Below are 7,247 nucleotides of genomic sequence, written 5' to 3' on the forward strand. Positions count from 1 at the left end.
GTGGTCGCGTCGAGGGCGTACAGATGATCGCGCTCCGCGAGATCGGCGAGTACGACAATGCGACGGCCATCCGGATGCCAGCGCGCCGCATACGAGGGATAGATGCGGGTGGCACGGTGGTCGTGCCACAACAGCCGGGGCGTCGTCGCGCCCGGGTCGAGCACCGATACCCAGCGATCGGTGCCCGTGTCGGACACGCGGTCGATCAGGAGCCGGCCATCCGGCGCCCACTGGAAGTCGCTCACCGCCCGGTAGCCGGGATCCTCGAGCGCGATCGGGCGCAGGGTACCTGTGGCGACCTCGACCACGTGCAACGTGCGACGCTCGTTCTCGTCACCCGGATACCCGCGTCGCAACTCGCTCACGGTTGTCTCGTCACCCAGATACGACGGAAACGGCACGCGGCGGATGTGACGACGGTCGACCTGGTGCACGGCAATCGACCGGCCATCCGGCGCCCACGCGAACGGGCGCCAGCTCGCCCCCCAGATGCCCGTGCCGATCTCGACATCCGCCCGGTTGTACGTTCCCAGCGGCACGCGCGCGATGCCAGGCACGGCGAGCTGGGTCAGGCGCATCGCCGGCCCGCCGGCACCGAGCGACCACAGCCACAGATCGCCGCTCCGCAGGAAGGCGAGCTTTGTCCCGTCGGGTGAGGCGGCCAGGTTCGACGCACTCCCCCCGAGATCGAGACGCACCGGCTCGCCAGCGTCAGCATCAACGCGATAGGTCCCTCCGGCCGCCGTGAACAGGATCGTTCTGCCGTCGCGCAGCCACAGGACCTCGCCCACTCCGGTACGCGCCCGTGCCGCAGCCTGTGCAGCCAGTGCTGCGGTCGATCGCCCCTCGGGCGGCGATGGGGCCGGATGTGTGCGATCGAGATCGGTCAGCCGGCGCAGTCCGCGCCCGTCCGCGTCGACGACCCAGAGATCGCGGAACGGTTGCCCGCGTTCGTTCCACGCGAAGGCGAGACGACGGCTGTCGGGCGACCAGACCGGCGAGGACGGTGGCGTTCCGATCAGACTGGGCCGTGACGTGACCTGATCGAGTGTCAGCGGAGCCACCGGTTGCGCGAGCACGTTCGCTCCCGGCAGGCTCACGAGCATCGCCATCAACAGGCGGCGAGAGACAATCCCCATCGGCGAATGGTACGCCGGTATACTTGCGGTCCTCATGGCAGGATCTGCAGGGCGGGCCTCACTCGCCCGCGAGATGGGTGTACTGGGCCTGACGGCCACTGGCGTCTGCGCGATGGTCGGCGCGGGCATCAACATCATCCCGTTCATGATCCAGCGCAACGTGCCGGGCATCGGTCCGTACGTGGTGCTGGCGTTCCTGTTTGCCGCCCTGCCCGCCGCATTGGCAGGGCTCGCCTACGCCATCCTCGCCTCGGCCATGCCGCGCGCAGGTGGCAGCTATGTCTATGCGAGCCGCGGACTGAGCCCCTACCTGGGGTTCGTGGCCTCGTTCTCCCAATGGTTCGCGCTGTGTATTGCCATCGGTGTGGTGTCGTATGTGCTCGTCCCGTTCATCCGGGACATCGCGGTGGCCGCGCGATGGTCGGGTACGGCGGCCGCGCTCGAGACCGGTCCCGTGCGACTGTTGATCTCGCTTGGTGTGCTGTGGGCGGCAGTCGCCGCCAATCTCCGCGGCATCGTGTTCTATCAGCGACTGGTGGTGCCGCTGATGTTCCTGACCTTCGCGCTTGGCGGCGTCGTGATCGTTGCGGGATTCTGGTTCGACGCCAACGATCTTGCGGCGGCGCTGATGGCACGTGAGGGCCGTGCGGTGCCGAACCTCCCCGGCGGCTTCCAACCGTGGCCGTTCCTCTCGGCGTCGGCCGTGCTGTTCGCGTCGTTCATCGGCTTTGACGCCATCGCGCAAGCCGGCGGCGAAGCCCGGAACCCTGGCCGCACCCTGCCGATGGCCATCGGCCTGGCGGTCGGCTCGGTGGCCCTGTTCTACCTGCTGTTCACGGCGGCGGTGTATCACGCGGTGCCGTGGCAGTACGTGGCGACTGAAGCGCTGCAGCGCGACGTGACGGCACCTGGCTTGCTCGGGTACCTGCTACCGCCCTTCTGGACGGTGGTGATCGTGTCGGCGGCGGCGGTGGCGCTGGCCAAGGATCTGCCGGCCATGCTGCTGGCGACCTCGCGCCTGATGTTCGCGTGGGCGGAAGACGGCATCTTTCCCAAGGCGGTGGCCGCCGTCCATCCGCGCCACCGCACCCCGCACGTCGCGGTCGTCGCCAGCGGTGTCATGGCGACGCTGGGCATCCTCGGCAGCCACCTCGCCGGCGACTTCTTCCTTGGCATCGACATTCTCGTCACGGCCATGCTGGTCAACTTCCTGGCCATGGCGGCGTCCGTGCTCACGTTGCCTCGTCGAAATCCGGTGCTCGCACGCGCCATCACGGTGCTGCCCAATGCGGCGCATCGCGTCCCTCTTGCCGTGCTCGCCGTGGTCGTGATTGCCGGCTTCCTCGCGGTACACACGATCAAGGACCTGACGTCACCAGCCGCCGCGTGGTACTTCCGGTCCACCTGGGTGTGGCTGGCGGTGATGGCGGCCGGCACGGTCGTCTACGTGCGCGAGGTCACCAGACTCAAGGCGACGGGCGTGGATCTGTCCGCGCGTTTCGCGGCACTGCCGCCGGAGTGAAGCTGCCAATGACCTCGTCTCCCCGGATTCCGAGAATCGATCTTGCGCCAGGCCTCTCGATCTCGCGTGTGCTCACCGGCTTGTGGCAGCTGGCCGACATGGAACGTGATGGGCACCCGATCGATCTCGAGCACGCGGCGGCCGCGATGCACCCCTACGTCGACGCTGGACTGACGACGTTCGACATGGCCGATCACTATGGGTCGGCCGAGCTGGTGGCAGGGATCTTCCGGTCGCGGCACGGCGGCGCGGTCCAGTGCCTCACCAAGTGGGTGCCGAAGCCGGGCCGCGTGCCCAGGGCCGACGTGCGTGCGGCCGTCGAACGGGCGCTTGGACGGCTCCGGGCGGACTCGATCGATCTCCTCCAGTATCACGCGTGGAACTACGCCGACCCCAGTTGGCTCGAGACCCTCTACGAGTTGCAGGACCTGAAGCGGGCCGGACTGATTCGCGAGCTCGGTCTGACCAATGTCGATACGGCGCACCTGCGGATGGTGCGCATGAGCGGGATCGATGTGGTGTCCAACCAGGTGTCGTTCTCGCTGCTCGATCAGCGCGCGGCCAGGGGCCTGGCTCCGTACTGCGAGGCGACAGGTGTGCGGCTGCTGGCCTACGGCACCGTGGCCGGTGGATGGTTGACCGAGCGCTGGCTCGGCCAGCCGGAGCCGGACTGGGAACGAACCGGCACCTGGTCGATGATGAAGTACGGCCGCTTCCTTCGAGTCGCCGGCGGTTGGGCCGCGCTGCAACGCGTGCTTGCGGCGGCCAAGGCGGTGGCCGACAGGCACGGCGTCTCGATCCCCAACATCGCGACGCGCTACATCCTCGACCAGCCCGGCGTCGCCGGCGTGATCGTCGGCGCCAGGCTCGGCGAGCGCGCGCACGTCGACGACACTCAGCGACTGTTCTCGTTTTCGCTCACCGAGGCCGACCGCTCCGACATCCAGGCCGCGCTCGACACCCTGGAACCCATTTCCGGTGACTGCGGTGACGAATACCGCACACCGCCGTTCCTGACGGCATCGGGAGACCTCAGTCATCACCTGCAGACGATGCCGGCGCCGTTTGCGTCGAGCACCGGGGCCGATGGCCGATCACGATGCCTGACCGGCACGGTCTGGGAAACGGCCGCCGGGTTTGCCCGAGCGGTGCGTCATGGTCAGCACATCTCGGTCTCGGGCACCACCGCGACGCTTGGCGCCCGGGCCATCGGCGGCCAGGACGCGGCCTCGCAGGCCCTCTTTGCGATCGACAAGATCGAGGGTGCACTGCAGTCGCTTGGCGCCGCGCTCACTGACGTGGTGCGCACGCGCGTGTACGTGCGGCACATCGACGATTGGGAGGTGGTCGCGCGCGTCCACGGCGCGCGCTTCGGCCGAATACAGCCGGCCAATACGATGGTCGGCGCCGCACTCGTCGGGGACGAGTACCTGGTGGAGGTCGAGGCCGATGCGATTGTCGGCGGCTGATTCTGCGGCAATCGCGGCGGCGCGGGCGACGGCCCTCACGCAATCGCCTCCGCACGTGCCTACGCCTGTCGCCTGTACAGCCAGACGTGTGTGTGCAGGGCCCCGGCAGTTCCTGCCCCTTCACGTGTCTCGATGCGATCGAGGGTGAAGCCCAGCCGGTGCGCGACGGCGCCACTCGGGGCGTTGCGTGGGTCGCAGCGGATCTCGACCAGCCGTCCCTGGGGTAACGACCGCGCGAGGTCGAGCATCGCGCGCGCCGCTTCCGTGGCGAGTCCCTGCCCCGTTGCGTCGCGACGGAGCCAGTAGCCGATCTCGAAGCGGTCGGCGTCGGCCAGCGCGACGCGGCCCTGCGCGTCGCGGGGGAACAACGACACCTCGCCCAGCAGTCGGTCGTCCGCGCGGAGGAGGTAGGCGTAGCGCCAGGCCCGATCGGCCGCGAAGTCCTCGGCGCGTGCCTCGAGCCGCGCCTCGAGCACGGGGACGGACACGGGTTCTGACACGGCTCGAGGAATCCACGACGCGAAGTGGTCCTGGTTGGCCTCGAGGATGGGCAGCAGCGCCGGGGCATCGGTCGCGCGCCACGGGCGCAGATCGAGACGCGGTGTCGTGATGACCGGTGGCGCGGGCATGGCGACACGGTAACCGAATAGGGGAATGCCGCGATGCTGCGATGCCCTTCGACTCGCTGCGCTCGCTCAGGGCAAGCCGGGGGATACCGAAAGAGCGACGGGCAGCGGTCCCGTCTGGCCCTTGCGCAACCTCGCGTGGTCGGCGAACGTAGAACACACGCATGGACCGACGCACGTTCTTCACGACCACCGTCGCAGGTCTCGCCACCGCGCACGCGGGAGTACACGCCCAGGCCGGCGGCCCACGCCAGTTCCCGCTGACGTCACCCACCGGCCTTCGGCTGCACAACGTGACGGCGGTTGCCGCCATGCTCGACGGCAAGGCAGGCGTGCGCGTGCGGTCGAACGTGCCGGGGCCAGGCGGCGCCAGTCCCGCCGCGCTCGCCGCCGAGACACTGGCGCTGGTCGAGGGCCTCGAGTTCGGCGACGGCGTGATCGAGGTGGAGGTGGCGGGCTCGCCGCGGACCGACGTGTTCGCCGATGCGCGCGGCTTCGTCGGGGTGGCGTTCAGGGTGCAGCCCGACATGCGCACGTACGACGCGCTCTACCTGCGCCCGACCAACGGCCGCGCCGACGACCAGGTGCGGCGCAACCACTCGGTCCAGTACATCTCGCATCCTGACTGGACGTGGCAGCGGCTGCGCAAGGAGACGCCGGAGAAGTACGAGAGCTACGTGGACCTCGTGCCCGGCCAGTGGACGCGCGTGCGCATCGAGGTGCGCGGCACGCAGGCGCGCCTGTTCGTGCACGGTCAGGCGCAGCCCACGCTCGTGGTCAACGACCTGAAGACGGGCCAGGGCGGGCGCGGTGCCGTGGCGCTGTGGATCGACGTCAGCACCGACGCGCACTTCCGCAACCTGACGGTCAGCGGCTGACGAGTCTCCGACGCACGACGGCCCGCCGCAGGCGCGATGCCTGGGCGGGCCGGTGTAACGAGTAACGCTTGACGTTTAACGCTTAACGCTTAACGTCTTCAAGGCGGTTACGACTGCAGGTCGAAGCGGTCGAGGGTCATGACCTTCGTCCACGCCGCCACGAAGTCGTGCACGAACTTCTCCTTCGCATCGTCGCAGGCGTAGACCTCGGCGAGGGCGCGGAGTTCCGAGTTCGACCCGAAGAGCAGGTCGACGCGGGTGGCCGTCCACTTCTGATCGCCGCTGCCGCGCACGCGGCCGACGAAGGTCTCGGCGGCGTCGGTGGTCGGCTTCCACTCGACGTCCATGTCGAGCAGGTTCACGAAGAAGTCGGTGGTCAGCGCGCCCTTGCGGGTGGTGAGCACGCCGTGCTGCGCGCCGCCCGTGTTGGCGTCGAGCACGCGGAGGCCGCCCACGAGCACCGTCACTTCCGGCGCCGTCAGCGTCAGCATCTGCGACTTCTCCACCAGCACCACCTCGGCCGGCACGCTGCCCACCTGGCCGACGTAGTTGCGGAAGCCGTCGTAGGTCGGCTCGAGCACCGCGAACGACTCGACGTCGGTGTGCTCCTGCGTCGCGTCGGTGCGACCCGGCGCGAAGGGCACCTGCACGTCGACGCCGGCAGCCTTCGCCGCCTGCTCCACCGCAGCGCTGCCGCCGAGGACGATCACGTCGGCCAGCGACACCTGCGCGCCGCCCTTCGCGTTGAAGGCCTGCTGCACGCCCTCGAGCACGCCCAACACCTGCGCGAGTTCGGCCGGCTCGTTGACCGCCCAGTCCTTCTGCGGGGCGAGGCGCAGGCGCGCGCCGTTGGCGCCGCCACGCTTGTCGGTGCCGCGGAACGTCGAGGCCGAGGCCCACGCGGTGCGCACGAGCTGCGCCGTGGTGAGGCCCGACGCGAGGATGGCCTGCTTCAGCGCGGCGATGTCGGCCGCGCCGATCAGCGGCTGCGTCGGCGCCGGGACCGGGTCCTGCCAGATCAGCGGCTCGGCCGGCACTTCCTTGCCGAGGTAGCGCGCGATCGGGCCCATGTCGCGGTGCGTGAGCTTGAACCAGGCGCGGGCGAAGGCGTCGGCGAACGCCTGCGGGTTCTCGAGGAAGTGCCGCGAGATCTTCTCGTACGACGGATCGACACGCAGCGCGACGTCGGTGGTCAGCATCATCGGCTGGTGCCGCTTCGTGCCGTCGTGCGCGTCGGGCACGGTGCCCGCACCGGCGTCGCCCTTCGGCTTCCACTGGTGCGCGCCCGCCGGGCTCTTGGTGAGCTCCCACTCGTAGCCGAACAGGTTCTCGAAGTAGTTGTTGCTCCACCTGGTCGGCGTCGTCGTCCACGTCACCTCGAGGCCGCTGGTGATCGTGTCGCCACCCTTGCCGGAGCCGTAGGTGCTCAGCCAGCCGAGGCCCTGCGTCTCGAGCGCGGTGGCTTCAGGCTCGGGGCCGACGTGCGTCGCGGGGCCCGCGCCGTGCGTCTTGCCGAACGAGTGGCCGCCGGCGATGAGGGCGACGGTCTCCTCGTCGTTCATGGCCATGCGCCCGAACGTGTCGCGGATGTCACGCGCGGCGGCGGCGGGATC

General features: G+C 69.5%; 6 protein-coding genes. 3 read left to right on the plus strand and 3 right to left on the minus strand.

The features are described 5' to 3' along the window. On the minus strand, nucleotides 1-1,139 hold a 1,139-nt coding region (locus tag ACIRDX_RS18700; protein WP_396626955.1), incomplete at its 3' end, for a DPP IV N-terminal domain-containing protein. Nucleotides 1,140-1,173: 34 nt separating this feature from the next. Here ACIRDX_RS18700 and ACIRDX_RS18705 point away from each other — a divergent pair. Together ACIRDX_RS18705 and ACIRDX_RS18710 are read left to right on the plus strand one after the other, a co-directional pair. After that, a complete protein-coding gene (locus tag ACIRDX_RS18705) occupies nucleotides 1,174-2,661 on the plus strand; it encodes an APC family permease (RefSeq protein WP_396626956.1) in 1,488 nt (495 codons plus the stop codon). Nucleotides 2,662-2,669: 8 nt separating this feature from the next. Then, the gene (locus ACIRDX_RS18710; protein ID WP_396626957.1) at nucleotides 2,670-4,130 is read left to right on the plus strand and encodes an aldo/keto reductase; all 1,461 of its coding nucleotides are present in this window, start codon (nucleotides 2,670-2,672) and stop codon (nucleotides 4,128-4,130) included. Nucleotides 4,131-4,189: 59 nt separating this feature from the next. Here the strand turns inward: ACIRDX_RS18710 and ACIRDX_RS18715 are convergent, their stop codons facing one another. After that, nucleotides 4,190-4,759 (minus strand): GNAT family N-acetyltransferase, encoded by a 570-nt coding sequence (locus ACIRDX_RS18715; RefSeq protein WP_396626958.1) that lies wholly within the window; start codon nucleotides 4,757-4,759, stop codon nucleotides 4,190-4,192. Nucleotides 4,760-4,920: 161 nt separating this feature from the next. Here ACIRDX_RS18715 and ACIRDX_RS18720 point away from each other — a divergent pair, with 161 nt between their 5' ends. Then, nucleotides 4,921-5,634, plus strand: a complete 714-nt coding sequence (locus ACIRDX_RS18720) for a hypothetical protein (RefSeq protein ID WP_396626959.1) — start codon at nucleotides 4,921-4,923, stop codon at nucleotides 5,632-5,634. Nucleotides 5,635-5,741: 107 nt separating this feature from the next. Here the strand turns inward: ACIRDX_RS18720 and katG are convergent. Then, nucleotides 5,742-7,247, minus strand: a 1,506-nt coding sequence (gene katG, locus ACIRDX_RS18725) for a catalase/peroxidase HPI (RefSeq protein ID WP_396626960.1), incomplete at its 5' end; no start/stop codon positions are given.

The organism is Luteitalea sp. (assembly GCF_044337415.1).
Taxonomy (GTDB): Bacteria; Acidobacteriota; Vicinamibacteria; order Vicinamibacterales; family Vicinamibacteraceae; genus Luteitalea.